Source organism: Pseudomonas sp. TH49 (assembly GCF_016650625.1).
Taxonomy (GTDB): Bacteria; Pseudomonadota; Gammaproteobacteria; order Pseudomonadales; family Pseudomonadaceae; genus Aquipseudomonas; species Aquipseudomonas fluorescens_H.
In genome coordinates, this window is the sequence record NZ_JAEKFL010000001.1 from 1892306 (window position 1) to 1917860 (window position 25555).

The following is a 25555-nucleotide window of genomic DNA, read 5'->3' on the forward strand; positions in this document are numbered from 1 at the left end:
TTTTCAGGTGTTGCTGAGCATCACATGCGCAGCAGCATTTTCCACGCACGATTCTGGTAAACCGCAATCGCCTGCTGCTTGCGCGCATCGAGCAGTTCGTCAGTGATGGTCGGTTCGTTGGCCAGTTGCGCCAGTTTGTTCAGCTCGCCGTACAGGCGATCCATTTCCGCGATCTCCAGCACGTTACGCGCATGGTGCAGCCAGACCTGGATGCGTTCGATGCGCGGCAGTTGCTCGGCCAAATCTTCCGGTTGCTGCTGATAGCGCTGCAATTGCAGGGACGTGGCTTCTTCGCCGAGCAGGCGCGGCAGCCAGCTGTGCAGTTGCGCGGCGCCCTGGCGGTTGCCGCGGGTGTTGCGCTCGGCGGTCCAGGTGCGAGCCAGCAACCAGCGCGACGCAGTCAGCGAGAACAGACCCCAACGCGGGTCTTCCAGCTCCTCAAGGAACTGTTCCGGCGCCGCTTTGCGCACGTCTTCGTCTTCGATGCCGACCTGAACCAGCGGGCGCCAGTCTTCGAGCAATGCGTCCAGCGCCACGCGCAGGTCGTGAGTGGCCGGACGCGGTGCGGCCTGGCCGAGGCTGCTGAGCAGGGCGCGCATTTCCGCAAGGTTCTCGACCCAGTCCTGCAGCAGGCGCCAGTGGCCGTTGAAACGATACTGTTCGGCCAGACGCTGGCTGCTGCCGAGCAAGTGCCAGCCTAGCGCGGCGAAGGCGTCGTCGAGTTGGGTTTCCGGAGTCAGTTGCGGCGCCGGCAGGCTCAGCGAGTAGCTGTTGGCGTCGTACAGACGGTAGCCGCGCTCGGCCTTGCTGATGTCGCACGGCATCAGGGCCAGGGTCTCGGCCAGTTCGGCGGCCAGTTCCAGCAGCGCGGCAGGCTCGCCTTCGCGCAGTTCCAGTTCCAGCTCACAGATTTCTTCTTTCTGTTTGCCGACCACCACGTGACCGAGGTCCAGCGCGGCTTCAATAACCACTTTGGCCTTGCCGCGGCCCCAGGCGATTTCCGCGCGCTCGCGGACGAAATCGGTGGTGAAGATCGGCTTCAGGGTTTTCTTGTCCAGCTCGGCCAGCGACTCGGGCCAGCATTCGCCGTCGAGTTTCTTCACGTCGAGCTTGGCTTTGGGCAACTTCCAGTCGTACTCGTTACGCTCGGACAGACCGGCAACACTCTGACCACGGGTCTTGAGGGTCTGAATCACTTCATCACCGTCCTTGCGCAGGCGCAGGGCGACTTTGGCCTGAGCCAGATCGCGCTCGGGGGTGTCGAAGTACTGGTTCATCAACTCACGGCGTTCCCAGCCATTTTTGTTGCGTTTTTTCAGTAGCGGGTGCTCGCGCAGGGCAGCGAGGGTTTCGCGGCTGACGCGGAGTTTGATTTCGGTTTCTTTCTGCATGGCCGGAAAATCCAGGATCGGGAGCGCAGCCGGGGGAATGTGTGGCTGCCAAGGCCGTGCAGTGTACAGGACTCAAACTTCCTACGCCCTGCGGCGGTTTATTCCGAGCGCCGGATGGCTCTATGATGGACTTCAAATCGGGAGTTGGAGTCAGCGATGCCTTTGCCATCCATGCAAGACCAGTTCGCTGCACTGATCGCCGCACCGTCGGTCAGTTGCACCCAACCGAGCCTGGATCAGTCCAACCGGGCGGTGATCGATTTGCTTGCCGGCTGGCTGGGTGATCTGGGCTTCAGCTGCGATATCCAGCAGGTCAGCCCCGGTAAATTCAACCTGCTCGCCAGTTTCGGCAGCGGCCCCGGCGGTCTGGTATTGGCCGGGCACAGCGACACGGTGCCGTACGACGATGCGCTGTGGCAGACCGATCCGCTGAAACTCACCGAGGTCGACGGCCGCTGGGTCGGGCTGGGCAGTTGCGACATGAAGGGTTTTTTCGCGCTGATCATCGAGGCCGTGCAGCCGCTGCTCGATCAACCGTTCAAGCAACCGCTGCTGATCCTCGCCACCTGCGATGAAGAAAGCTCGATGTCCGGTGCCCGGGCACTGGCCGAGGCCGGCAAGCCGCTGGGCCGTGCAGCGGTGATCGGCGAGCCGACCGGGCTCAAACCGATCCGCCTGCATAAAGGTGTGATGATGGAGCGCATCGACATCCTCGGGCAGAGCGGCCATTCGTCGGATCCGCGCCTGGGCCACAGCGCCCTCGAAGCGATGCACGATGCCATCGGCGAACTGCGCGGTTTGCGTCTGTTGTGGCAGCGTGAATTCAACAACCCGCAGTTCAGCGTGCCGCAACCGACCATGAACTTCGGCTGTATTCATGGCGGCGACAACCCGAATCGTATTTGCGGCCAGTGTTCACTGGAGTTCGACCTGCGTCCGCTGCCGGGCATGGACCCCAATGTCCTGCGTGCGGAAATCCTGCGCAAGCTCAATCCGGTGGCCGAGCGGCATCAGGTGAAGATCGATTACAAGCCGTTGTTCCCGGAAGTGCCGCCATTCGAGCAGGCCGCAGACACCGAATTGGTGCGCATCGCCGAAAAGCTCACCGGTCACCGTGCCGAAGCAGTAGCGTTCGGCACCGAAGCGCCTTATCTTCAGCGCCTGGGTTGCGAAACCATCGTGCTCGGCCCCGGCGACATTGCCTGTGCGCACCAGACCGGCGAATACCTTGAAATGTCACGTTTGCAGCCTACCGTGCATCTATTGCGGCAGTTGATTGAACATTACTGCCTGAGCCCGGACAAACCCTGATGTCCCCTTTGTAGGAGTGAGCCTGCTCGCGATAGCGGTGAACCAGTCACCGAAGATATTGACTGACACACCGCTATCGCGAGCAGACTCACTCCTACAGGGACGGTGTTTTGTCTGACCAAACGCTGTAAATTGCCAGCACCCCAACCCGTATTCATGAGGAGAGCGCGCGTGTCGCCAAGCCTGTTCCGACGATAACCATCAGCCCGCTGTGCGTTTTCCGTTTCGCCCTTTTTCCGGCTGCTATTTATTACAGGCCCAGGTTCATGCCCGAATACGTTAATTGGCTTCGTCACGCGTCCCCTTACATCAATGCCCACCGCGACTGCACCTTCGTCGTCATGCTGCCCGGCGACGGCGTGGAGCATCCGAACTTCGGCAACATCGTCCACGACCTGGTGCTGTTGCACAGCCTCGGCGTGCGCCTGGTGCTGGTCCACGGTTCGCGCCCGCAGATTGAAACCCGTCTCGCCGCCCGCGGCCTGACTCCGCACTACCATCACGGCATGCGCATCACCGACGCGGCGACGTTGGAATGTGTGATCGACGCGGTCGGCCAGTTGCGCATCGCCATCGAAGCGCGGCTGTCGATGGACATGGCCTCGTCGCCGATGCAGGGTTCGCGTCTGCGCGTGGCCAGCGGCAACCTGGTGACCGCGCGGCCGATCGGCGTGCTCGAAGGCGTCGACTATCACCACACCGGCGAAGTGCGCCGGGTCGATCGCAAAGGTATCAATCGCCTGCTGGACGAGCGTTCGATCGTGCTGCTATCGCCGCTGGGTTATTCGCCGACTGGTGAAATTTTCAATCTGGCCTGCGAAGACGTCGCCACCCGTGCCGCCATCGACCTCGGTGCCGACAAGCTGCTGCTGTTCGGCGCCGACCTCGGTCTGATCGACGAGAACGGCAAACTGGTGCGCGAACTGCGTCCGCAGCAGGTGCCGGCGCATTTGCAACGTCTGGGCAATAACTATCAGGCGGAATTGCTGGATGCCGCCGCCGAAGCCTGCCGTGGCGGCGTGGCGCGCAGCCATATCGTCAGTTATGCCGAGGACGGTGCGCTGCTGACCGAACTGTTCACCCGTGACGGTGGCGGTACGCTGGTGGCTCAGGAGCAATTCGAGCTGGTGCGCGAGGCGGCGATTGAAGACGTCGGCGGTCTGCTCGACCTGATCAGTCCGCTGGAAGAGCAGGGGATTCTGGTGCGCCGTTCGCGCGAAGTGCTGGAGCGCGAGATCGAGCAGTTCAGCGTGGTCGAGCGTGAAGGGATGATCATTGCCTGTGCGGCGCTGTATCAGATCGCCGATTCGGATGCCGGTGAGCTGGCGTGCCTGGCGGTGAATCCGGAGTATCGCCATGGTGGTCGCGGCGATGAGCTGCTTGAGCGCATCGAGACCCGTGCCCGGGCGCAGGGCCTGAAAACCCTGTTCGTCCTCACCACCCGCACGGCGCACTGGTTCCGCGAGCGTGGCTTCGAACCCAGCAGCGTCGAGCGCCTGCCGGCGGCGCGGGCGTCGCTGTACAACTATCAGCGCAACTCGAAGATCTTCGAAAAGACCCTCTGACGATTACCGAAGGACTGTTGTGGAGAGGGGATTCATCCCCGATGGGCCGCGCAGCGGCCCCGCTTCACCAAAAGCAGGGACTGCTGCGCAGTCCATCGGGGATGAATCCCCTCACCACCTATTCAATTGTTTTCAGTTACAAACTTCGCGCTGACATACGGCGAATAGTCCGGCAGCACCGTTTCAACCTTGCCCTGTTCCTTCAAAAACTTCGCGGTCTCACCAATCGCCTTCGCCGTGCCGCCGTCCAGCAACGCAGTGGATTGCTGCGCCTTGGCGTCCGGGAACGCCGAACCGGCGAGCAGTTCCGGCACATCGGCGGCGTTGGCACCGGTCAATTTGGCGATTTTCTGTACCGGCTCGGATTCGGCGGTCCAGCTGTCTTTATGGCTGGCGTAATCGGCAAACGCGTCTAGAGTGACCTTGGCAAATTTGGCCACCACCTCAGGATGCTTCTCGGCGTAGTCCTTGCGTGCGACCCAGACTTCGAACGTCGGGGCGCCCCATTGGCCGACTTGTGCAGCATCGGTCAGGGTCTTGCCGGTCTTGCGGATTTCGCCCAGTGCCGGTGACCAGACAAATGCGCCGTCGATGTCGCCACGCTTCCATGCCGCAGCGATTTCCGCCGGTTGCAGGTTCACCACTTTGACTTTCGAGGTGTCCAGGCCCCAGTGCTTGAGTGCGCCGAGCAGGCTGTAGTGGGACGTGGAAACGAAGGGCGTGGCGATGGTCTTGCCGACCAGATCCTGCGGGCTATTGATGCCGCTGCCATTACGCACCACCAAGGCCTCGGCGGCATTGATTTGTGCTGAAACAATGAATGCGACGATCGGCAGATTGCGTGAGGCGGCCGCTGCCAAAGGGCTGGAGCCGAGATTGCCGATCTGCACATCGCCCGATGCAATGGCTGTCACAACTTCCGGGCCACTATTGAAGCGTCGCCAGTCGATCTTCTGGCCGATGGTTGTTTCGTAAGTACCGTCGGCCTGAGGGACTTTGCTCGGGTCGATACCGGTTTGATAACCCACTGTGAGGTCGGCGGCTTGAGCGGAGAAAGAAATTATCGCTGACACACAAACTGTAACAAATTGACTAGATAGTGCCCGTTTGGCCATGATGGCGTCGCCTTTTGGATAGGGTTTGACGTGGTTTGAATACGTCAACGCTAAGCGATCTAAAAAAGGGCGAACAAATACCATTTAGTAATTAGCTTAGTAGCCGATATCCTGTGTTGCGCTGCAGGTGGCCATTACTGGGCCATATAGCTAGATAGTATAAAAAAGAATGAAATAATTCTTTTTGGGGTTATCAGGAAAGTCAGTACTGTGCAGGGACCCAAATACTGCGATTAGACCTTGGTCGTAGACACACAAGGTTACGATTGACTTGTCAGTCACGCTCTGGCGCTAATCGCGAACCTACGGATCCGGGCATTCGACCAGGACCAGGAACACAAGAATTAGAAACGAGAGGAGCTTTACATGAACAAGTCCACCTTGGCCCTGGCTGTGGCCGTAGGGGTTTTGGCGCAGCAGGCAGGCGCCGCCGGTTTCATCGAAGACAGCAAGGCCACTCTGGGCCTGCGCAACTTCTACATCGACACCGACAACCGTGATGGCACGCCATCGAAGACGTCGAACACCCGCAGTCAGAACTCCGAATGGGGCCAGGGTTTCGATCTGCGCTTCATCTCCGGTTACACCCAAGGCACCGTTCAGTTCGGTGTTGATGCTATCGGCCTGTATGGCGTGCGTCTGGACTCCGGTCGCGGTACCCATGGCAACTACACCGGTACTGCTTCGGGCGGTACTGTATTCCCAAGCGATGGCGACCGTGCTGTAGATGATTTCGCCAGCCTGGGCCTGACCGGCAAGGTCAAAGTCTCTCAAACCGAGCTGAAGGTCGGTACTTTGCTGCCGAACAACCCGGTCATCAAGTACAACGATGGTCGTCTGCTGCCACAAACCTTCCAGGGTGCGGCGATCACTTCGAACGAAATCAAGGACCTGACACTGACTGCCGGTCAGGTTGAGGCCGTGAAGGGTCGTAACTCCAGCAACAACGAAAACATGTCGATTGCCGGTGCAAACGCAAACTCGAACTATGATGCTGGCAAATTCAGCAACAAGTTCTACTACGGCGGCGCTGACTACAAAATCACCAAAGACCTGACCGCCTCGTACTACTACGGCGAGCTGAAGGACTTCTACTCGCAGAACTTCCTGGGTCTGGTACATAACTGGGCAATCGGCCCGGGCGTACTGAAAAGTGACCTGCGTTACTACCGCAGCCGTGACAACGGTGCCAACGGTGACACTGCCGCTTACTACACCAGCGGTTACTACGGTGGCACTACCACCAAGGGCAAAGTCGACAACAACCTGTACAGCTACCTGGCTTTGTACTCGGTTGAAGGTCACACCTTCGGTGCGGGTTACCAGTACACCAACGGCGACAGCGACTTCCCTTGGCTGAACCAGGGTGACGGCTCGTCCAACAGCACCATCACCGACATGCAGATCCAGAAGTTCGGTCGCGCCGGTGAGCGTACCTGGCAGGCTCGCTACGGCTACGATTTCGCCAAGATCGGCGTTCCTGGCCTGACCGCCAACGTGATCTACCTGCGTGGCGATAACATCGACACCCCGCTGGGCGACAAGATGGAGTGGGAACGCGACCTGACCATCGGTTACGTAATCCCGGAAGGCCCGCTGAAGAACCTCGGCGTAGCCTGGAAAAACGCGATGTGGCGTACCGACCTGGCGAACACCCGTTCCCAGGACGAAAACCGCCTGATCGTCAGCTACTCGATCCCGCTGCTGTAATAGCGCGTTCAAACTGCTGATGTAAAAAAAGCCCCGTCCGGCACCGTGCCGGACGGTGCTTTTGCGTTTTCGAGTCAGGCTCACCCCCGTAAGCCCGTCCCGAAATTCCCTCTTTGCAGCAACTCAAGGCCTTCTCGAACCTTGAGAGCGATGTTCGTCGCGATGCCGTCGAGCGTCCAGTGAACGATGTTTAATATTCCTTTAGATTCTAGATATCTATTTATTTATTCTTTTTCATGATGTCGAATCCCGAGCTACAGTTGAGTTCTCCAACAACTCATCAGGAGCAGCACCATGAGCCTCAGACTCGGCGACATCGCCCCCGACTTCGAACAGGATTCCAGCGCCGGCAAGATTCGTTTCCACGAGTGGCTGGGCGATAGCTGGGGCGTGCTGTTCTCCCACCCGGCCGACTTCACCCCGGTGTGCACCACCGAGCTGGGCTTCACCGCCAAGCTCAAGGATGAGTTCAGCAAGCGCGGGGTCAAAGCCATCGCGCTGTCGGTTGACCCGGTGGACTCGCACCACAAGTGGATCGAGGACATCAACGAAACCCAGAACACGATCGTCAACTTCCCGATCCTGGCCGACGCCGATCGCAAGGTTTCCGACCTCTACGACCTGATCCATCCGAACGCCAACGACACCCTCACCGTGCGTTCGCTGTTCGTGATCGATCCGAACAAGAAGATTCGCCTGACCATCACCTACCCGGCGAGTACCGGGCGCAACTTCCACGAGATCCTGCGGGTGATCGATTCGCTGCAACTCACCGACAACTACAAAGTGGCGACCCCGGCCAACTGGCAGGACGGTGATGAGGTGGTGATCGTGCCGTCGCTCAAGGATGAGGAAGAGATCAAGCGGCGTTTTCCCAAAGGCTATCGCGCAGTGAAGCCCTACCTGCGTCTGACGCCGCAGCCGAATAAGTGAATCAGTGAGATTTACGGTGTAGCCACCATCGTCATCGCGAGCAGGCTCACTCCTACATTTGAAATGCGTTCCCCTGTAGGAGTGAGCCTGCTCGCGATGGCGTTAGTCCAGCCACCACGGAACCACAAAGCAGGGAATTTCAGGCCGTGTTCACGGCCTGTTTTTTTGCCCGGAACAAAGCAAATAACATATCTCTAAAACGCATAACCAAATGAATAAATATGATTTATGGATATATAAATCAGCTGGTAAGGTCACTCCCATCGAAGCGAGATCGCAACCCGCGAATCGCCTGTAACGCGTAAGGAATCGTCTGAATGCTGGTCGTCTCACTCGGTGGCAGTCCCAGCCTGCGCTCCCGTTCCGGGGTGCTGCTGGAACGCTCGCAACACTGGTTGCGGCAGCAAGGGGTCGAAGTGGTGAGTTATCAGGTGCGGGACTTCCCGGCCGAAGATCTGCTCCATGCCCGCTTCGATAGCCCGAAAGTACTCGACCTGCTGGCGCAGATTGAAAACGCCGATGGCCTGCTGATCGCCACGCCGGTGTACAAGGCGTCGTTTTCCGGTGCGCTGAAAACCGTACTGGATCTGCTGCCGGAACGTGCCCTGAACCACAAGATCGTTTTGCCGATGGCCACCGGCGGCAGCATCGCCCACATGCTGGTGGTCGATTACGCGCTCAAACCGGTTCTGTCGGCATTGAAAGCGCAGGAAATGCTGCAAGGAATTTTTGCCGAGGACAGCCAGATCGCTTACGGCGAAGGCAGTGCCGCGGCGCAACTGGCACCCGCGCTGGAGCAGCGTCTGCATGAAGCGCTGGATCAGTTTGTCAGTGCCATGGCTCGCCGGCCGAAGCCGCTGGAGCCGGGCCTGTTGAATGAACGTTTGTTGAGTGCTCGCTGGAGCATTTAAGCCTCACCGAAATTGAAGTACTGGCCTTACTCGCCCGCCAACGGGCAAGCAGGTGCAGCCACAACCCAACAGCAAAAAGGAGAGCGCTATGCGCACTGTATTTTTGCGTCGCGGTCTGGTCGCTCTGTTTGCTGCGGCTGTGTCCTTCGGCGCCATAACTCAAGCTCAAGCCGAGACCTTGCGGATCGGTTATCAAAAATACGGCACGCTGGTGCTGCTCAAAGCCAAAGGCACTCTGGAAAAGCGTCTGGCCGCCCAAGGCGTGGACGTGCAATGGACTGAATTCCCCGGCGGCCCGCAGCTGCTGGAAGGCCTGAACGTCGGCTCGATCGACTTCGGCGTCACCGGTGAGACGCCACCGGTATTCGCCCAGGCTGCCGGCGCCGATCTGCTCTACATTGCCTACGAACCGCCAGCACCGACCAGCGAAGCGATCCTTGTGCCGAAAGACTCGCCGATCAAATCGGTGGCCGATCTGAAGGGCAAGAAAGTCGCCCTGAACAAAGGCTCCAACGTGCACTACCTGCTGGTGCGCGCACTGGAAGACGCCGGTCTCAAATACTCTGATATTCAAACCGTATTCCTGCCGCCGGCCGATGCCCGCGCCGCGTTCGAGCGTGGCAGCGTCGATGCCTGGGTGATCTGGGATCCGTACCAGGCCGCTGCCGAAAACCAGCTGCAGGCGCACACCCTGCGTGACGGCAAAGGCATCGTTGACAACCACCAGTTCTATCTCGCGACCAAACCTTACGCGCAGAAAAATCCCGAGGTGATCAAGACCCTCGTCGAGGAAGTGCGCGCGGTGGGCGAGTGGTCCAGGGCCAACCCGCAGGACGTGACTCAACAGGTCGCGCCGCTGCTCGGCCTGTCGCCGGAGATCACCCTGACCTCGGTGAAACGCCAGGGCTACGGTGCGTTGTTCCTGACCCCGGATGTGGTCGCCGCGCAACAGAAAATTGCCGACACCTTCTACCAGCTCAAGCTGATTCCCAAGCCGTTGAGCATCAAGGATGTGATCTGGACACCACCGGCCGCTGTGGCCCAAAGCTCGGTTACCCAAGCCCAGTAAATCGAATCCCCAAGGAGACCACTCCATGAGCCTCAACATCTTCTGGTTCCTGCCTACCCACGGCGACGGCCATTACCTTGGCACCGCCGAAGGCGCACGCGCCGTTGACCACGGTTATCTGCAACAGGTCGCGCAAGCGGCGGATCGTCTGGGCTTTGGCGGCGTACTGATCCCCACCGGCCGTTCCTGCGAGGACTCGTGGCTGGTGGCCGCGTCGCTGATCCCGGTGACCCAGCGTCTGAAATTCCTTGTCGCCCTGCGCCCCGGGATCATTTCCCCGACGGTGGCGGCGCGGCAGGCTGCGACCCTGGATCGTCTGTCTGGCGGTCGTGCGCTGTTCAACCTGGTGACCGGTGGTGACCCGGAAGAGTTGGCCGGTGATGGTCTGTTCCTCAACCACGAAGAGCGCTATCAAGCCTCGGTGGAATTCACCCGCATCTGGCGTCGGGTGCTGGAAGGCGAAACCGTCGATTACGACGGCGAACACATCAGCGTGAAGGGCGCCAAACTGCTCTATCCGCCGATCCAGCAACCGCGTCCGCCGCTGTACTTCGGCGGCTCGTCGGAAGCGGCGCAGGATCTGGCCGCCGAACAGGTCGAGATGGTGCTGACCTGGGGCGAGCCGCCAGCGGCCGTCGCCGAAAAGATCGAGCAGGTGCGCGCCAAAGCCGCCAAACTCGGGCGTACCGTGCGCTTCGGCATTCGTTTGCATGTGATCGTGCGGGAAACCAACGCCGAAGCCTGGCAAGCGGCAGACCGGCTGATCTCGCATCTGGACGACGACACCATCAAACGTGCGCAGGCATCGCTGGCGCGTTTCGATTCGGTCGGTCAGCAACGCATGGCCGCGCTGCATGGCGGTAGCCGCGACAACCTCGAAGTCAGCCCGAATCTGTGGGCCGGCGTCGGTCTGGTGCGTGGCGGCGCCGGTACTGCGCTGGTCGGCGATGGTCCGACTGTGGCCGCCCGCGTCAAGGAATACGCGGATCTCGGTATCGACACCTTCATCTTCTCCGGTTATCCACACCTCGAAGAGTCGTACCGCGTCGCTGAACTGCTGTTCCCGCACCTCGACATCGAGCGCCCGGAGCTGCCGAAAAGCGCCGGTTACGTCAGCCCGTTCGGCGAGATGGTGGCCAACGACATTCTTCCCAAAGCCGCGTCGCAGAGCTGAGGCGCGCCATGAAGAAAATTATCCACAGCCTCGCGCCCTGGGCGTTGCCGGTGCTCCTGCTGGCGGTGTGGCAGTTGTCGGTGTCGGCCGGTTGGTTGTCGACGCGGATCCTGCCGGCACCGGTGGCAGTGATCGAGGCCGGTGTCAGTCTGGTGCGCAGCGGCGAGATCTGGACGCATCTGGCAATCAGCGGCTGGCGCGCGGCGCTGGGCTTCACCATCGGTGGCAGCATCGGCCTGGTGCTGGGTTTCATCACCGGCCTGTCGAAGTGGGGCGAACGCCTGCTCGACAGCTCGGTACAGATGATCCGCAACGTGCCGCACCTGGCGCTGATTCCACTGGTGATCCTGTGGTTCGGCATCGACGAGTCGGCGAAGATTTTCCTGGTCGCGTTGGGCACGCTGTTCCCGATTTACCTCAACACTTATCACGGCATCCGCAACGTCGATCCGGCGCTGGTGGAGATGGCGCGCAGTTATGGCTTGAGCGGTTTCAGCCTGTTCTGGCAGGTGATTCTGCCGGGCGCGCTGCCTTCGATTCTGGTCGGGGTGCGCTTCGCCCTGGGTTTCATGTGGTTGACGCTGATCGTCGCCGAAACCATCTCGGCCAGCTCCGGCATCGGCTATCTGGCGATGAACGCCCGCGAGTTTTTGCAGACCGATGTGGTGGTGCTGGCGATCCTGCTTTACGCGGTACTCGGCAAGCTCGCTGACCTCGCCGCCCGTGGACTTGAGCGTGTGTGGCTGCGCCGGCATCCGGCGTATCAGGTGGCCAAGGGAGGTGCAGCATGACCGCTCAACAACCTCCACGCCTGCTGCGCGGGATCCCACTGGTGGTGCGCAACCTGCAGAAAACCTTCGGTGCGCGGCAGGTGCTGCGCGACATCGACCTGCACATTCCGGCGGGGCAATTCGTCGCCGTGGTCGGGCGCAGCGGGTGCGGCAAGAGCACCTTCCTGCGCTTGCTCGCCGGCCTCGATCAACCGACTGGCGGCGACCTGCTGGCCGGTGCCGCAGCGCTCAGCGATGCGCGGGAAGACACCCGGCTGATGTTCCAGGAAGCACGGTTGCTGCCGTGGAAAAAGATCATCGACAACGTCGGTCTCGGCCTTAAAGGCAACTGGCGCCCGCAAGCACTGGAAGCGCTGGAAGCGGTGGGTCTGGCGGATCGCGCCCATGAATGGCCGGCAGCCTTGTCCGGTGGGCAGAAGCAGCGCGTGGCGCTGGCCCGGGCGCTGATCCACCAACCGCGCCTGTTGCTGCTCGACGAGCCGCTGGGTGCGCTGGATGCCCTGACCCGGATCGAGATGCAGCAACTGATCGAACGCCTCTGGCAGAAGCATGGGTTCACCGTGCTGTTGGTGACCCACGACGTCAGCGAAGCGGTGGCGATTGCCGACCGGGTGATTCTGATCGAGGACGGCGAAGTCGGCCTCGACCTGCAAGTGGAGTTGCCTCGTCCGCGAGTGCGCGGATCGCACCGACTGGCGGCGCTGGAAACCGAAGTGCTCAACCGTGTTCTGTCCCTGCCCGGCGAGCCGCCGGAGCCGGAACCTGTTTCACCACTGCCTACGCAATTGCGTTGGGCGCAATAACTCAAGTTACAACCAACGACAGGAATCAAAGCCATGACTATCAAAGCCATCAACGTGCGCAACCAGTTCAAAGGCTCGATCAAGGAGATCGTTCTCGGCGACGTGCTGTCGGAAATCGACGTGCAGACCGCTTCCGGCATCGTCACTTCGGTGATCACCACCCGCTCGGTCAAGGAGCTGGAACTGGTGGTGGGCAGTGAGGTGATTGCCTTCGTGAAATCCACCGAGGTGTCGATCGCCAAGTTGTAAGCGTGTGAGTAAAAAACAACCCCGAAAGGCGTGAGCCCTTCGGGGTTTTTCTTTTTGTGCACGGATTTGAATCGGCGGCGCTGCCATCGCGAGCAGGCTCACTCCTACATTTGGAATGCGTTCCCCTGTGGGAGCGGGCTTGCTCGCGAAGGGGCCGGTGAACTCGCTAGAGAACTCTCTTGGGTAGATACGGCGGCAGATACAGGCCGATATAGGCATCAAACACCCGCATCCCTTCCTCGGCCATGCGCGGGGTGATCTGCCCGTGTTGCTGCACCGAGCGCGCATACACGCGGTCGCCCAGTTCCATCGCCAGGGCAAACACGTCGACATCGCTTGGCAGGCGCGGCAATTCGAAGTGATGGTCGAACAGTTTGTGCATCAGGTCGCCGAGTTCGATGTCGTGCTGGCGGTCGGCCTGGGTCACTTCGGTGAGGCCGTGCTGGGCGAGGATCAACTGGCGGGCGGCGGCGTCTTCGTCGTAGATCTCCAGCATGCGCTGCTCGACCAGTCGCGACAGGTCACGCCAGTCGCGCAGCGCCTCGTGGTCGATCGGCGCTTGCAGGCAGGCGCGGAAGGCTGCGTGCACATCGGCAGTCAAGGCTTCCAGCAGCGCCGGGACGCTGGCGAAGAAGTGATACACGGAGGACGGCGGAATCTGCGCGCGTTCGGCGACGCTGTAGATCGACAGACTGGCCACGCCCTCGGCGGCCAGCAGCGTACGCGCGGCGTCGAGTATCGAGTCGATCCGCGCCTGGCTGCGGGCACGGGGTTTGCGAACGGTGGCGGGACGCGTCATGGAAGTCTCCTGCGGGGCAGCGGGCATTGTACGAGCCGAGCCGTGTGTTGTCTGCCAGGACGCCTTCGGGAGCAAGCCCCCTCCCACAGTTGATCTTCTGCGTACAAAAGATCCCCATTCGCTGTAGATCCCCTGTGGGAGGGGGCTTGCTCCCGAACCGCCGCAGGCGGCCATTCAGATCAGAATTCGGCCATAAAAAAACGCCGTGGGCCAAGACGGCCGACGGCGTTTTATCTGGTCGCAATCCGCTTAAACGGTATGCAGATACCAGTTGTACTCAAGGTCGGAGATGGAGTGTTCGAACTCCTCCAGCTCGCTTTCCTTGCAGGCGACGAAGATATCGATGTACTTCGGATCGATGTACTTGGCCATCACCTCGCTGTCGTCCAGCTCGCGCAGGGCATCGCGCAAGTTGTTCGGCAGGCTTTGTTCGTTCTGCTCGTAGCTGTTGCCTTCGACCGGAGCGCCTGGCTCGATCTTGTTCACCAGACCGTGATGCACACCGGCCAGGACCGAAGCCATCAGCAGGTACGGGTTGGCGTCGGCGCCGGCCACGCGGTGTTCGATACGCACGGCATCGGCAGAGCCGGTCGGTACGCGGATCGCCACGGTGCGGTTGTCCAGGCCCCAGCACGGCGAGTTCGGCACATAGAACTGCGCGCCGAAGCGACGGTACGAGTTGACGTTCGGGCAGAGGAAAGCCATCTGCGCCGGCAGGGTCTCGAGCACACCGCCGATCGCGTGACGCAGCGCGGCGTTCTGCTCGGGATCCTCGCTTGCAAAGATGTTCTTGCCATCTTTGTCGAGCACCGAGATATGGACGTGCAGACCATTACCCGCCTGGCCCGGATACGGCTTGGCCATGAAGGTGGTGTCCATTTCATGGTCGTAGGCGATGTTCTTGATCAGACGCTTGAGCAGGACCGCGTAGTCGCACGCCTTGATCGGGTCGGCGACGTGGTGCAGGTTCACTTCGAACTGCGCCGGGGCACTTTCCTTGACGATGGCGTCGGCCGGGATGCCTTGCTCTTTGGCACCTTCCAGAATGTCCTGGAGGCAGTCGACGTATTCGTCGAGGTCGTCGATCAGGTAGACCTGAGTTGAGTGCGGGCGTTTGCCGGAGATCGGCGAGCGTGGCGGCTGTGGACGGCCGTTCACGTTTTCCTGGTCGATCAGGTAGAACTCCAGTTCGAACGCGGCGCAGATGGTCAAGCCCAGCTCGTCAAACTTTGCAACAACTTGACGGAGCACTTCGCGTGGATCGGCGAAGAAAGGGTCACCCTCGAGTTCGTGCATGGTCATCAACAGTTGCGCGGTAGGACGCTTCTGCCATGGCTCGTTGCACAGGGTATCGGGGATTGGATAGCAGATCCGGTCGGCGTCGCCGATGTCCAGACCCAGGCCGGTGCTTTCCACCGTAGAACCATTGATATCCAGAGCAAATAGAGAGGCCGGCAGGTTGATGCCTTTCTCGTAAACCTTGTGGAGGCTGGTGCGTTCGATGCGCTTGCCGCGCACCACACCATTCATATCCGCAATCAGAAGGTCAACGTACAGAACCTCAGGATGTTCCTTAAGGAACGCGTTCGCTTCGTTAAGCTGAACGGCACGCGGGGGTACCGACATGATGCAACACCTTTGTTGTTAAAAATATCAATCATTGATCTTTTCTGGTTTCAGTCAACCCGAACGGCCTGCCGAAGTCAAGCGAGGCCTTTTTTGCCCTAAAAAAGCGCTGCAAGGGCATTTATGGGGCACTTTGGGGCGGTTTTTTGTCCTTGAAACACGTGGCACCCGCAGGCTTGAGCAGGCCGTGTTGTATTTTTTACGGGGGTGTTGTGTAAAAAAATGAACAAGGCTAAGCTCCGACCAAACCCATAACAGCAATAATACCGGGGTGCTTCATGTCTCGCCTGCCGTTAATCGGCATCACCGACTGCTCGCAACAGTCCGGTCTGCATGCTCATCACATCAGTGGCGACAAATCCGTCCGTAATGCAGCCAGCATGGCTCGCGGCGGGTCGACGAGGTTCTCGTGCGCATCAGACCAAACGGCAACGTCCGATATTCTGGACGCACGGGACAGCATCCTGTTTATGGCGTTTCCTTTCAATATAGATCTCTTTGAGTCCCAAAGCCTGTGCCGCTCCCCGAGCCGTGCTCACGATTCTGCACGCCTTGAATGTGCACAGGAAATGCAACGCCAGCGTAAAGGGCAGGTAAGCTCCTCTTTCATTGTCGATGCGCGGTGCCGGGCGTAAGCCGGTACTGCGCGCAAGCAAGCCCCCTTTAACGCGACGCCACGGCGTCAAACTTTGCCTGACACGATGTCAGGAGACTCAGCCCAGAGGCATTTATGAGTAACAACCTCGACCAGCTCACCGATTGGTTGAAAGACCACAAGATCACAGAAGTCGAATGCATGATCGGCGACTTGACCGGTATCACCCGGGGCAAGATCTCGCCGACCAACAAGTTCATCGCCGAGAAGGGCATGCGCCTGCCAGAAAGCGTTCTGTTGCAGACCGTGACTGGCGACTACGTCGAAGACGACATCTATTACGAACTGCTCGACCCGGCCGACATCGACATGATCTGCCGTCCTGACCAGAACGCCGTGTACCTGGTGCCATGGGCCATCGAGCCGACCGCTCAGGTGATCCACGACACCTACGACAAGCAAGGCAACCCGATCGAGCTGTCGCCGCGCAACGTCCTCAAGAAAGTCCTGAAGCTCTATTCCGACAAGGGCTGGCAGCCGATCGTGGCGCCGGAGATGGAGTTCTACCTGACCAAGCGCAGTGATGACCCTGACTATCCGTTGCAGCCGCCGATCGGCCGCTCCGGGCGTCCGGAAATCGGCCGTCAGTCGTTCTCCATCGAAGCGGCGAACGAATTCGATCCGCTGTTCGAAGACGTCTACGACTGGTGCGAACTGCAGGAGCTGGACCTCGATACGCTGATCCACGAAGACGGCACGGCGCAGATGGAAATCAACTTCCGTCACGGCGACGCACTGTCGCTGGCCGACCAGATCCTGGTGTTCAAACGCACCATGCGCGAAGCCGCGCTCAAACACGACGTGGCCGCGACCTTCATGGCCAAGCCGATGACCGGCGAGCCGGGCAGTGCGATGCACTTGCACCAGAGCATCATCGACATCGAGACCGGCAAAAACGTGTTCTCCAATGAAGACGGGACCATGAGCCAGCTGTTCCTGCACCACATCGGTGGCTTGCAGAAACTGATCCCGGAATTGCTGCCGCTGTTCGCACCGAACGTCAACTCGTTCCGCCGCTTCCTGCCGGACACCTCGGCGCCGGTGAACGTCGAATGGGGCGAAGAGAACCGCACCGTGGGCCTGCGCGTCCCGGATGCCGGCCCACAGAACCGTCGTGTGGAAAACCGTCTGCCGGGCGCCGACGCCAACCCGTACCTGGCGATTGCCGCGAGCCTGCTCTGCGGCTACATCGGCATGGTCGAGGGGCTGAACCCGAGCGCGCCAGTCGTAGGCCGTGGCTATGAACGCCGCAACCTGCGCCTGCCGCTGACCATCGAGGACGCGCTGGAGCGTATGGAAAACAGCGCGACCATCGAGAAATACCTGGGCAAGACCTTCATCACCGGCTACGTCGCGGTCAAGCGGGCCGAGCATGAAAACTTCAAGCGCGTGATCAGTTCCTGGGAGCGTGAGTACCTGCTCTTCGCCGTCTGATACGCCGGGCGCGGTGGCCAGCCGCCGCGCCTTCACCGATAACAAGGAGAATTGGCATGACCAGCAACAACCCGCAAACCCGTGAGTGGCAAGCCCTGAGCAGCGATCACCACCTGGCCCCGTTCAGCGATTTCAAGCAGCTGAAAGAGAAGGGTCCACGGATCATCACCAACGCCAAGGGCGTGTACCTGTGGGACAGCGAGGGCAACAAGATCCTCGATGGCATGGCGGGTCTGTGGTGCGTGGCGATCGGTTATGGCCGCGATGAACTGGCCGACGCGGCCGCTAAACAAATGCGCGAACTGCCTTACTACAACCTGTTCTTCCAGACCGCGCACCCGCCAGCCCTGGAACTGGCCAAGGCCATCGCCGACGTGGCGCCGGAAGGCATGAACCACGTGTTCTTCACCGGTTCCGGCTCCGAAGGCAACGACACCATGCTGCGCATGGTTCGCCACTACTGGGCGATCAAGGGCCAGCCGAACAAGAAAGTCATCATCAGCCGCAAGAACGGTTACCACGGTTCGACCGTGGCGGGTGCGAGCCTCGGTGGCATGACGTATATGCACGAGCAGGGCGATTTGCCGATCCCGGGTATCGTCCACATTGCGCAGCCGTACTGGTTCGCCGAGGGCGGCGACATGTCGCCGGAAGAGTTCGGCATCTGGGCGGCCAATCAACTGGAAGAGAAAATTCTCGAAGTCGGCGTGGACAACGTCGGTGCCTTTATTGCCGAGCCGATCCAGGGCGCCGGTGGCGTGATCATTCCGCCAGACACCTACTGGCCGCGCATCAAGGAAATCCTCGCCAAGTACGACATCCTCTTCGTCGCCGACGAGGTGATCTGCGGTTTCGGCCGTACCGGTCAGTGGTTCGGTTCGGATTTCTATGACCTGAAACCCGACATGATGACCATCGCCAAAGGCCTGACGTCCGGCTACATCCCGATGGGTGGCCTGATCGTGCGTGACGAAGTGGTGAAGGTGCTCAACGAAGGCGGCGACTTCAACCACGGCTTCACCTACTCCGGGCACCCGGTGGCGGCGGCGGTGGGGCTGGAAAACATCCGGATTCTGCGCGACGAGAAAATTATCGAGAACGCGCATAACGAAACGGCACCGTATTTGCAGAAACGTCTGCGCGAACTCAACGATCACCCGCTGGTGGGTGAAGTACGCGGGGTGGGGCTGCTGGGGGCGATCGAGCTGGTGCAGGACAAGGCCACTCGCAAACGTTACGAAGGCAAGGGCGTGGGCATGATCTGCCGGCAGTTCTGCTTCGATAACGGCCTGATCATGCGCGCCGTGGGCGACACCATGATCATTGCGCCGCCGCTGGTGATCAGCAAGGCGGAGATCGATGAGCTGGTGACCAAGGCGCGCAAGTGCCTGGACCTGACCCTCAGTGCGTTGCAGGCCTAAGTGCTAGGCTTCGAGCGGGGGAGCTGCGGCGCTCTCGCTCGAAGGTGTCAGAAAGGTTGGCCTTTTCTTGAAAGACCGCCTCCGATCTTGCCAGACTAGCCGCAGTTCCAGTTGTCCGGGTTCGGCCGCTGAACAAAGTGGTTCAAAAAAGAAAAATTTGGAGCATGACGCATGAAGGCATTAGGTAAAAAGCTTGCTGGCAAGACTCTTCTCGCTTTGTCCGTTGCGGGCATGATGGCGGGTGCGGTTCACGCGGACGACAAGGTGTTGCACGTCTACAACTGGTCCGACTACATCGCTCCTGACACCATCGCCAACTTCGAGAAAGAGTCCGGGATCAAGGTCGTCTACGACGTATTCGACAGCAACGAAACCCTGGAAGCCAAATTGCTGGCGGGCAAGTCCGGTTACGACGTGGTCGTACCGTCGAACAACTTCCTGGCCAAGCAGATCAAGGCCGGCGTCTATCAGGAGCTGGACAAGTCCAAGCTGTCCAACTACGGCAACCTGAACAAGTCGCTGCTCAAGGCCGTTTCGGTCAGCGACCCGGATAACAAGCACGCCTTCCCGTACATGTGGGGCTCGATCGGCATCGGCTACAACCCGGAGAAGGTCAAGGCTGCACTGGGCGTCGACACCATCGATTCCTGGGACGTGCTGCTCAAGCCGGAGAACATCGCCAAGCTCAAGGGCTGCGGCGTGAGCTTCCTCGATTCGCCGACCGAAATGCTCCCGGTCGCGCTGCACTACTTGGGCCTGCCAACCGACAGCCAGAAGAAAGAAGACATCAAGAAAGCCGAGGACCTGTTCCTCAAGATTCGTCCTTCGATCACCTACTTCCACTCCTCCAAGTACATCTCGGACCTGGCCAACGGCAACATCTGCGTAGCGGTCGGCTACTCGGGTGACGTGCAGCAGGCCAAGTCCCGTGCCGCCGAGGCCGGTGACAAGGTCAAAGTCAGCTACGCCATTCCGAAGGAAGGCGCCGGCAGTTTCTATGACATGGTCGCGATTCCGAAAGATGCGGAAAACATCGACGGTGCCTACAAGTTCATGAACTACCTGCTGCAACCGAAAGTGATGGCCGAGATCACTAACGCTGTGCGCTTCCCTAACGGTAACGCCGAAGCGACTCAGTACGTGAACAAGGACATCACCTCCGATCCAGGCATCTACCCACCGGCCGATGTGCAGGCCAAGCTGTATGCGATCGCCGACTTGCCGGCCGCTACCCAGCGTGAACTGACCCGCAGCTGGACCAAGATCAAATCCGGTAAATAAGCCGGTTTGAGGCAACAACCGCTGGCCGTCGTCGCCGTGACGGCGACCAGCGGATCAATTAAATGACAGAAAGTTTTGCTGGAACGGTTTTTCGAGGGTAAGTTGCGCGCCGGTTTTGTTGCCGGGCAGCCATGGCTGTCATGTAGCGCGGGGCAACTTGGGCCCAACTAATTTAGAGGACCTCCACTTGCCTATTTTTTCTTCTTTGCGCAAAGCCCTGCTGGCCACTGCCGGCCTGACGATCGCAGTCGGAGCCCAGGCTGCCGGTACGGTGCATATTTATAACTGGTCGGATTACATCGGCGAGACCACCCTGGCCGACTTCGAGAAAGCCACCGGGATCAAGCCGGTGTACGACGTGTTCGATTCCAACGAAACCCTGGAAGGCAAGCTGCTGGCCGGGCGTACCGGTTACGACGTGGTCGTGCCGTCGAACCACTTCCTCGGCAAGCAGATCAAGGCGGGCGCGTTCCAGAAGCTCGACAAAACACAGCTGCCGAACTACTCGAACCTCGATCCGGTGCTGCTCAAGCGCCTGGAACAGAACGACCCGGGCAACCAGTACGCCGTGCCGTACCTGTGGGGCACCAATGGTATCGGCTACAACGTCGAGAAAGTCAAAGCGGTGCTCGGCATCGACAAGATCGACTCCTGGAGCGTGCTGTTCGAGCCGGAGAACATCAAGAAGCTGCACAGCTGTGGTGTAGCGTTCCTCGACTCGGCCGATGAAATGATGCCGACCGTGCTCAACTACATGGGCCTGAACGCCAACAGCACCAATCCGAAGGACTACGCCAAGGCCACCGACAAACTGCTGGCCGTGCGTCCCTACGTGACCTACTTCCACTCGTCGAAATACATTGGTGATCTGGCCAACGGCGACATCTGTGTGGCCATCGGCTTCTCCGGCGATATCTTCCAGGCCAAACACCGTGCCGAAGAAGCCAAGAAGGGCGTGAACATCGCCTACTCGATTCCGAAAGAAGGCGGCGCGCTGTGGTTCGACATGCTGGCGATTCCGAAGGACTCGTCCAACGTCAAAGAGGCCCACGCCTTCATCAACTATTTGCTGAAACCTGAGGTGATCGCTCAGGTCAGTGATTACGTCGGTTACGCCAACCCGAACCCAGGGTCGGACAAGCTGATGGAACAGTCCATCCGCACCGATGAAGCGGTTTATCCACCGCAAGCAGTCCTCGACAAGACTTACGTGTCGGTCGAGTTGCCACCCAATATTCAGCGTTTGATGACCCGTAGCTGGACCAAGGTCAAGTCGGGCAAGTAAGGCACAAACTATCCTGGGTTCGTCCGCGTTGGGCGAACTGCACTGTTTTTTTCTGGGAGTTTCGTAAATGGCAGTTGCCTCCGGCGCCTATAAGAAAGCCCTCGAGGGCGACCAGACACCTAAGCAGGTGTTGGTCAAAATCGACCGGGTCACGAAGAAGTTCGACGAGACGATTGCCGTGGACGATGTGTCCCTGGAAATCAAGAAGGGTGAGATCTTCGCCCTGCTCGGCGGTTCGGGATCGGGCAAATCCACTCTGCTGCGGATGCTGGCAGGGTTCGAACGGCCCACGGAGGGGCGCATTTTCCTCGACGGCGTCGACATCACCGACATGCCGCCGTACGAGCGACCGATCAACATGATGTTCCAGTCGTACGCCTTGTTCCCGCACATGACCGTGGCGCAGAACATCGCCTTCGGCCTCAAGCAGGACAAGATTCCCAACGCCGAGATCGATGCGCGCGTGGCCGAGATGCTCAAGCTGGTGCAGATGAGCCAGTACGCCAAGCGCAAGCCGCATCAACTGTCGGGCGGTCAGCGGCAGCGTGTGGCACTGGCACGCTCGCTGGCCAAGCGGCCGAAGCTGTTGCTGCTCGACGAGCCGATGGGTGCACTGGACAAGAAACTGCGTTCGCAGATGCAGCTTGAACTGGTGGAAATCATCGAGCGCGTCGGCGTGACCTGCGTGATGGTGACCCACGACCAGGAAGAGGCCATGACCATGGCCGAGCGCATCGCGATCATGCACCTGGGCTGGATCGCCCAGATCGGCAGCCCGATCGACATCTACGAAACCCCGACCAGCCGTCTGGTCTGCGAATTCATCGGCAACGTGAACATCTTCGAAGGCGAAGTGATCGACGACGCCGAAGGCCACGCGACCATCACCTGCAAGGACCTCGACCGGCAGATCTACGTCGGCCACGGCATCAGCACCTCGGTGCAAGACAAGTCCGTGACCTACGCGATTCGTCCGGAGAAGCTGCTGGTTACCGCCGAAATGCCGACCTGCGAATACAACTGGTCGAGCGGCAAAGTGCATGACATCGCCTACCTCGGCGGTCACTCGGTGTTCTACGTCGAATTGCCGAGCGGCAAACTGGTGCAGTCGTTCGTTGCCAACGCTGAACGTCGCGGTCAGCGTCCGACCTGGGGCGATCAGGTTTACGTGTGGTGGGAAGACGACAGCGGCGTGGTACTTCGCTCATGAACATGCGCAAGTTCAAACGACGGCTCAACCGAATAATTCCCAATGGCCGGCAACTGGTCATCGGGGTTCCGTTCATCTGGCTGTTCCTGTTCTTCATGCTGCCGTTCTTCATCGTCCTGAAGATCAGCTTCGCTGAAGCCGACGTGGCCATCCCGCCGTACACCGAGATCTACACCTTCGCCGAGCAGAAGCTGCAACTGCTGCTGAACCTCGGTAACTACGCGATGCTCGGCGACGACGAGTTGTACATCGCCGCCTACCTCGGCTCGCTGAAGATGGCGTTTTTCAGCACGCTGCTGTGTCTGCTGATCGGCTACCCGATGGCCTACGCCATCGCCAGTGCCCGTAAAGAGCTGCAGACGGTGCTGGTGCTGCTGATCATGATGCCGACCTGGACCGCGATCCTGATCCGCGTCTACGCGTGGATGGGCATCCTCAGCAACAACGGCCTGCTCAACGGTTTCCTGATGAGCATGGGCTGGATCGATGAGCCGCTGCAGATCCTCAACACCAACCTGGCGGTTTACATCGGCGTCGTTTACTCGTACCTGCCGTTCATGATCCTGCCGCTGTACGCCAACCTGGTGAAGCACGATCACAGCCTGCTGGAAGCCGCTTCCGACCTCGGTTCGAGCACCTTCAACAGCTTCTGGAAAATCACCATTCCGCTGTCCAAGAACGGGATCATTGCCGGCTGCATGCTGGTGTTTATCCCGGTGGTCGGTGAGTTCGTGATCCCGGAACTGCTCGGCGGCCCGGAAACCCTGATGATCGGTAAAGTGCTCTGGCAAGAGTTCTTCAACAACCGTGACTGGCCGGTGGCGTCCGCCCTGGCGGTGGTGATGCTGGCGATCCTGATTGTGCCGATCATCCTGTTCAACCGCAGTCAGGCCAAGGAAATGGAGGGCAAAGAATGAAGAACTTCCGTTTCTCCAGCCTGATGCTGGTACTGGGTCTGTTGTTCATCTACGCGCCGATGCTGATCCTGGTGATCTACTCGTTCAACGCCTCGAAACTGGTGACGGTGTGGGGCGGTTGGTCGATCAAGTGGTACGTCGGCCTGCTCGACAACACCCAGCTGATGGGCTCGGTGGTGCGCTCGCTGGAAATCGCCTGCTACACCGCCGTGGCGGCAGTGGCGCTGGGTACGCTGGCAGCCTTCGTACTGACCCGCATCACCCACTTCAAGGGCCGCACGCTGTTCGGTGGCCTGGTCACCGCGCCGCTGGTGATGCCGGAAGTGATCACCGGTCTGTCGCTGTTGCTGCTGTTCGTGGCCATGGCGCAGATGATCGGCTGGCCGCAGGAGCGTGGCATCGTCACCATCTGGATCGCCCACACGACGTTCTGTGCGGCGTATGTGGCGGTGGTGGTGTCGGCGCGTCTGCGTGAGCTGGACCTGTCGATCGAAGAGGCGGCGATGGATCTGGGTGCGCGGCCGTGGAAGGTGTTCTTCCTGATCACCATCCCGATGATCGCGCCGTCGCTGGCAGCGGGCGGGATGATGTCGTTCGCCCTGTCGCTGGACGACCTGGTGCTGGCGAGCTTCGTTTCCGGCCCGGGTTCGACGACGCTGCCGATGGAAGTGTTCTCGGCGGTGCGTCTGGGCGTGAAGCCTGAGATCAACGCCGTGGCCAGTCTGATTCTGCTGGCGGTGTCGCTGGTGACGTTCCTGGTGTGGTTCTTCAGCCGCCGCGCCGAAGAAGCGCGCAAGAAAGCCATCCAGCAAGCCATCGAAGAAGGCGCCGCCGATTCGTGGAAGCAACCGGACGTACGCCGCGCGCCTGCGCCGGAAGCGGCTTAAGCCATATCGGGTTGGTCACTTTCTGAGGGCCAACCCAAATCCAAATGTGGGAGCGGGCTTGCTCGCGAAGAGGGCGTGTCAGTCGACAGAAATGTTGTCTGATCCACCGCATTCGCGAGCAAGCCCGCTCCCACATTGGGTATTAGGCAGTCCAGGGAGATTGGCGGATGACTTCAACGAAGTTCATCGGCTTGAACCCCAACTCCTGGTCCTTCAGCACATCGGTCTTCACGTTACCGAATGTAGTCTGCGGACGATGGCGCAAGCCGTCGGCAAACGCGCAGATGATGCACTCCTTGAAACCTTCCCCGCGTGGATGCGCATGCACCACGGCTTCGCGCTGGGTGCTGCTGAATGCCGCGTAATCCATGCCCAGCACATCCATCTCGACACCCGCCGTCACCAGCGCCACGGTCGGACGCAGATGCTTGGGCACGCCCGGTGTGGTGTGCAGGGCAATCGACAGCCACACCTGCTCGATGTCGTCATCGCTCAGCCCGTACGGCTTGAGAAATGCCGCCGCCGCGTTGGCACCATCCACTTCGAAGCGCTCGTCGTCACTGCGATAACCTTCGACCAGACCGAGGTCGTGGAACATCGCGCCGACGTACAGCAGCTCCGGGTTATAGGCCAGTTGCTGGCGCTCGCCGCTCAACGCACCGAACAAAAATACCCGGCGCGAGTGGTGGTAAAGCAGGTCGGATTCAATGTCGCGAATGTACTCGGTGGTGGCCCGGGCGAGGGCGCTGTCGGGGATCTTGATGCCGGCAATGGTCGTGCTCATGAAGGTATCCTCATCGAAAACGCCGTCGTGGCGCTGATGGGCAAAGTCTGTTCCCCGAGGCACTAAACGGACAATCAACGCATGGCTGCGATCCTTGCCAATCGACCTGCAAATCGTGCCAATCTCGCTTGTTGAACGAGGATTGGCTAGGGTTGGCTCAATCAACAAGGCAGGCACGGCCCATGTGGGAGCGGGCTTGCTCGCGAAAGCGGTGTGTCATTCAACAGATAAGTT

At 60.0% G+C, this 25555-nt stretch carries 22 protein-coding genes; 17 read left to right on the top strand and 5 right to left on the bottom strand.

The window, feature by feature from the left end:
* Positions 1-20: 20 nt before the first annotated feature.
* Complete coding sequence (locus JFU48_RS08560; protein WP_003229277.1) at positions 21-1391, bottom strand: CYTH domain-containing protein; 1371 nt, start codon at positions 1389-1391, stop codon at positions 21-23.
* Between the two features lie 156 nt (positions 1392-1547).
* On the opposite strand from JFU48_RS08560, the gene argE reads away from it, so the two are divergent.
* The gene (gene argE, locus JFU48_RS08565) at positions 1548-2702 is read left to right on the top strand and encodes an acetylornithine deacetylase (protein ID WP_201136297.1); all 1155 of its coding nucleotides are present in this window, start codon (positions 1548-1550) and stop codon (positions 2700-2702) included.
* A gap of 266 nt (positions 2703-2968) precedes the next feature.
* Complete coding sequence (gene argA, locus JFU48_RS08570; RefSeq protein WP_003229273.1) at positions 2969-4267, top strand: amino-acid N-acetyltransferase; 1299 nt, start codon at positions 2969-2971, stop codon at positions 4265-4267.
* 122 nt (positions 4268-4389) lie between these two features.
* Here the strand turns inward: argA and tauA are convergent, their stop codons facing one another.
* Positions 4390-5382, bottom strand: coding sequence for a taurine ABC transporter substrate-binding protein (tauA, locus tag JFU48_RS08575; RefSeq protein WP_003229271.1), 993 nt, complete (start codon positions 5380-5382; stop codon positions 4390-4392).
* Positions 5383-5748: 366 nt separating this feature from the next.
* Here tauA and JFU48_RS08580 point away from each other — a divergent pair, with 366 nt between their 5' ends.
* The 8 genes from JFU48_RS08580 to JFU48_RS08615 all read left to right on the top strand — a co-directional run bounded on the left by JFU48_RS08580 (position 5749) and on the right by JFU48_RS08615 (position 13022).
* A complete protein-coding gene (locus JFU48_RS08580) occupies positions 5749-7092 on the top strand; it encodes an OprD family porin (RefSeq protein WP_003229270.1) in 1344 nt (447 codons plus the stop codon).
* A gap of 294 nt (positions 7093-7386) precedes the next feature.
* The gene (locus JFU48_RS08585; RefSeq protein WP_003229268.1) at positions 7387-8025 is read left to right on the top strand and encodes a peroxiredoxin; all 639 of its coding nucleotides are present in this window, start codon (positions 7387-7389) and stop codon (positions 8023-8025) included.
* Between the two features lie 317 nt (positions 8026-8342).
* Positions 8343-8936 (top strand): NADPH-dependent FMN reductase, encoded by a 594-nt coding sequence (gene ssuE, locus JFU48_RS08590; RefSeq protein WP_003229266.1) that lies wholly within the window; start codon positions 8343-8345, stop codon positions 8934-8936.
* Between the two features lie 88 nt (positions 8937-9024).
* Complete coding sequence (locus tag JFU48_RS08595) at positions 9025-10005, top strand: sulfonate ABC transporter substrate-binding protein (protein WP_201136298.1); 981 nt, start codon at positions 9025-9027, stop codon at positions 10003-10005.
* A 25-nt stretch (positions 10006-10030) separates the two neighbouring features.
* Entirely contained in the window at positions 10031-11179 is a 1149-nt protein-coding gene (ssuD, locus tag JFU48_RS08600) for an FMNH2-dependent alkanesulfonate monooxygenase (protein WP_003229262.1), read from the top strand.
* An 8-nt stretch (positions 11180-11187) separates the two neighbouring features.
* Positions 11188-11970 carry an aliphatic sulfonate ABC transporter permease SsuC gene (gene ssuC / locus JFU48_RS08605; RefSeq protein WP_201136299.1) on the top strand — a complete coding sequence of 261 codons (783 nt, stop codon included), beginning with the start codon at positions 11188-11190 and terminating at the stop codon, positions 11968-11970.
* A complete protein-coding gene (gene ssuB / locus JFU48_RS08610) occupies positions 11967-12773 on the top strand; it encodes an aliphatic sulfonates ABC transporter ATP-binding protein (RefSeq protein ID WP_103486210.1) in 807 nt (268 codons plus the stop codon). Before ssuC ends, ssuB begins: the two co-directional genes overlap by 4 nt.
* A gap of 33 nt (positions 12774-12806) precedes the next feature.
* Positions 12807-13022 (top strand): TOBE domain-containing protein, encoded by a 216-nt coding sequence (locus JFU48_RS08615; RefSeq protein WP_003229256.1) that lies wholly within the window; start codon positions 12807-12809, stop codon positions 13020-13022.
* Between the two features lie 166 nt (positions 13023-13188).
* Here JFU48_RS08615 and JFU48_RS08620 read toward each other — a convergent pair whose 3' ends face one another.
* Both JFU48_RS08620 and JFU48_RS08625 read right to left on the bottom strand, forming a co-directional pair.
* Complete coding sequence (locus JFU48_RS08620; RefSeq protein ID WP_045122665.1) at positions 13189-13821, bottom strand: TetR/AcrR family transcriptional regulator; 633 nt, start codon at positions 13819-13821, stop codon at positions 13189-13191.
* Between the two features lie 249 nt (positions 13822-14070).
* Entirely contained in the window at positions 14071-15447 is a 1377-nt protein-coding gene (locus JFU48_RS08625; protein WP_003229254.1) for a glutamine synthetase family protein, read from the bottom strand.
* Between the two features lie 730 nt (positions 15448-16177).
* On the opposite strand from JFU48_RS08625, the gene JFU48_RS08630 reads away from it, so the two are divergent.
* The 7 genes from JFU48_RS08630 (at position 16178) to JFU48_RS08660 (ending at position 24537) form a co-directional block, all read left to right on the top strand.
* Positions 16178-17536: a glutamine synthetase family protein gene (locus tag JFU48_RS08630; RefSeq protein WP_003229252.1), complete on the top strand. Its 1359-nt coding sequence runs from the start codon at positions 16178-16180 to the stop codon at positions 17534-17536.
* Positions 17537-17592: 56 nt separating this feature from the next.
* Positions 17593-18957, top strand: a complete 1365-nt coding sequence (locus JFU48_RS08635) for an aspartate aminotransferase family protein (RefSeq protein ID WP_103485652.1) — start codon at positions 17593-17595, stop codon at positions 18955-18957.
* 171 nt (positions 18958-19128) lie between these two features.
* Positions 19129-20238: a polyamine ABC transporter substrate-binding protein gene (locus JFU48_RS08640; protein WP_003229249.1), complete on the top strand. Its 1110-nt coding sequence runs from the start codon at positions 19129-19131 to the stop codon at positions 20236-20238.
* Positions 20239-20425: 187 nt separating this feature from the next.
* Positions 20426-21523: a polyamine ABC transporter substrate-binding protein gene (locus JFU48_RS08645; RefSeq protein ID WP_103520968.1), complete on the top strand. Its 1098-nt coding sequence runs from the start codon at positions 20426-20428 to the stop codon at positions 21521-21523.
* Positions 21524-21590: 67 nt separating this feature from the next.
* On the top strand, positions 21591-22733 hold the full coding sequence (locus tag JFU48_RS08650) for an ABC transporter ATP-binding protein (protein ID WP_003229245.1): 1143 nt from the start codon (positions 21591-21593) through the stop codon (positions 22731-22733).
* A gap of 35 nt (positions 22734-22768) precedes the next feature.
* Positions 22769-23650 (top strand): ABC transporter permease subunit, encoded by an 882-nt coding sequence (locus JFU48_RS08655; RefSeq protein WP_177434709.1) that lies wholly within the window; start codon positions 22769-22771, stop codon positions 23648-23650.
* Positions 23647-24537, top strand: coding sequence for an ABC transporter permease subunit (locus JFU48_RS08660; protein WP_064589709.1), 891 nt, complete (start codon positions 23647-23649; stop codon positions 24535-24537). The genes JFU48_RS08655 and JFU48_RS08660 overlap by 4 nt, the downstream gene beginning before the upstream one ends.
* A gap of 142 nt (positions 24538-24679) precedes the next feature.
* Here JFU48_RS08660 and JFU48_RS08665 read toward each other — a convergent pair whose 3' ends face one another.
* Positions 24680-25321, bottom strand: a complete 642-nt coding sequence (locus JFU48_RS08665; protein WP_201136300.1) for an HD domain-containing protein — start codon at positions 25319-25321, stop codon at positions 24680-24682.
* Positions 25322-25555: the final 234 nt, after the last annotated feature.

What these genes read in the sequence shown, in the direction of transcription:
- JFU48_RS08580 (WP_003229270.1), top strand. Translation starts at nt 5,749, where the DNA reads ATGAACAAGTCCACCTTGGCCCTGGCTGTGGCCGTAGGGGTTTTGGCG.
- JFU48_RS08595 (WP_201136298.1), top strand. Translation starts at nt 9,025, where the DNA reads ATGCGCACTGTATTTTTGCGTCGCGGTCTGGTCGCTCTGTTTGCTGCG.
- JFU48_RS08585 (WP_003229268.1), top strand. Translation starts at nt 7,387, where the DNA reads ATGAGCCTCAGACTCGGCGACATCGCCCCCGACTTCGAACAGGATTCC.
- JFU48_RS08635 (WP_103485652.1), top strand. Translation starts at nt 17,593, where the DNA reads ATGACCAGCAACAACCCGCAAACCCGTGAGTGGCAAGCCCTGAGCAGC.
- JFU48_RS08560 (WP_003229277.1), bottom strand. Translation starts at nt 1,391, where the DNA reads ATGCAGAAAGAAACCGAAATCAAACTCCGCGTCAGCCGCGAAACCCTC.
- JFU48_RS08615 (WP_003229256.1), top strand. Translation starts at nt 12,807, where the DNA reads ATGACTATCAAAGCCATCAACGTGCGCAACCAGTTCAAAGGCTCGATC.
- ssuB (WP_103486210.1), top strand. Translation starts at nt 11,967, where the DNA reads ATGACCGCTCAACAACCTCCACGCCTGCTGCGCGGGATCCCACTGGTG.
- ssuE (WP_003229266.1), top strand. Translation starts at nt 8,343, where the DNA reads ATGCTGGTCGTCTCACTCGGTGGCAGTCCCAGCCTGCGCTCCCGTTCC.
- JFU48_RS08640 (WP_003229249.1), top strand. Translation starts at nt 19,129, where the DNA reads ATGAAGGCATTAGGTAAAAAGCTTGCTGGCAAGACTCTTCTCGCTTTG.
- JFU48_RS08630 (WP_003229252.1), top strand. Translation starts at nt 16,178, where the DNA reads ATGAGTAACAACCTCGACCAGCTCACCGATTGGTTGAAAGACCACAAG.
- JFU48_RS08650 (WP_003229245.1), top strand. Translation starts at nt 21,591, where the DNA reads ATGGCAGTTGCCTCCGGCGCCTATAAGAAAGCCCTCGAGGGCGACCAG.
- ssuD (WP_003229262.1), top strand. Translation starts at nt 10,031, where the DNA reads ATGAGCCTCAACATCTTCTGGTTCCTGCCTACCCACGGCGACGGCCAT.
- argA (WP_003229273.1), top strand. Translation starts at nt 2,969, where the DNA reads ATGCCCGAATACGTTAATTGGCTTCGTCACGCGTCCCCTTACATCAAT.
- tauA (WP_003229271.1), bottom strand. Translation starts at nt 5,382, where the DNA reads ATGGCCAAACGGGCACTATCTAGTCAATTTGTTACAGTTTGTGTGTCA.
- JFU48_RS08625 (WP_003229254.1), bottom strand. Translation starts at nt 15,447, where the DNA reads ATGTCGGTACCCCCGCGTGCCGTTCAGCTTAACGAAGCGAACGCGTTC.
- JFU48_RS08660 (WP_064589709.1), top strand. Translation starts at nt 23,647, where the DNA reads ATGAAGAACTTCCGTTTCTCCAGCCTGATGCTGGTACTGGGTCTGTTG.
- argE (WP_201136297.1), top strand. Translation starts at nt 1,548, where the DNA reads ATGCCTTTGCCATCCATGCAAGACCAGTTCGCTGCACTGATCGCCGCA.
- JFU48_RS08665 (WP_201136300.1), bottom strand. Translation starts at nt 25,321, where the DNA reads ATGAGCACGACCATTGCCGGCATCAAGATCCCCGACAGCGCCCTCGCC.
- ssuC (WP_201136299.1), top strand. Translation starts at nt 11,188, where the DNA reads ATGAAGAAAATTATCCACAGCCTCGCGCCCTGGGCGTTGCCGGTGCTC.
- JFU48_RS08620 (WP_045122665.1), bottom strand. Translation starts at nt 13,821, where the DNA reads ATGACGCGTCCCGCCACCGTTCGCAAACCCCGTGCCCGCAGCCAGGCG.